The organism is Mesorhizobium sp. M0317, assembly GCF_040321555.1.
Lineage (GTDB): Bacteria > Pseudomonadota > Alphaproteobacteria > Rhizobiales > Rhizobiaceae > Mesorhizobium.
Genome location: NZ_JAMYRV010000114.1, coordinates 1 through 650 on the forward strand (window position 1 = coordinate 1; position 650 = coordinate 650).

The window sequence follows — 650 nt, forward strand, 5'->3', positions numbered from 1 at the left end:
ACAGCAGGAAGACAAAGATCCCGACCATCGCCATGACGGCGATGGTCGAGAGCAATCTGCGCAGGATGTAGGAAGCCACCGCTCAGGCCTTCTCCATGTTCCACATAGGAATGAAGCCCCCCGGCATCTCGATCAAGCCACTGAGCGTCTTGCGGCGCGCGATCGGCCGGAGAGTTTGACCCAAATAAACATCGCCGACGAAGTCCCACCAGATCCTTTGCATCTCGTGCGCCAGAGCCTTGCGTTCATCGGACGTTTCAGCATCCGCCCATTTGGCCCGAAGAGCCTCATATTCTTCATTCTTCGGCCAGCCGTACCAACCCTTGTCGCCATTGGCGCTCAAGAAAACTGACCCGATCGGATCGGTGGCGCTGTAGCCGGAATCGCTCGTGATGAAGATATTCCATCCACCGTTCTCGACGGGACCCTTGTTTGGCCGACGCGCGGCGACCCCGCCCCAATCGCTGGGCGCGAGCTCGGCATTGACCCCGATCTTCCGCAGGGTGGCCGCAAGTAGCTGCGCGGCGTCGTTGATCCATGCAATGCTGGTGGGCTGGAGAATGATGACCTTTTCGCCGGCGTATCCAGACTCCTTCAAGAGTTGCTTGGCCTTTTCCGGGTCGCCGCCCTTCTTGAACCATCCCGTGTTC

Annotated in this window: 1 protein-coding gene; it reads right to left on the reverse strand. The window is 59.2% G+C overall.

All coding sequences use genetic code 11. The features are described 5' to 3' along the window. Nucleotides 1-82 precede the first annotated feature (82 nt). Nucleotides 83-650 (reverse strand): ABC transporter substrate-binding protein (locus tag NKI88_RS31765; RefSeq protein ID WP_352659353.1); only part of this gene is annotated, 568 nt, incomplete at its 5' end.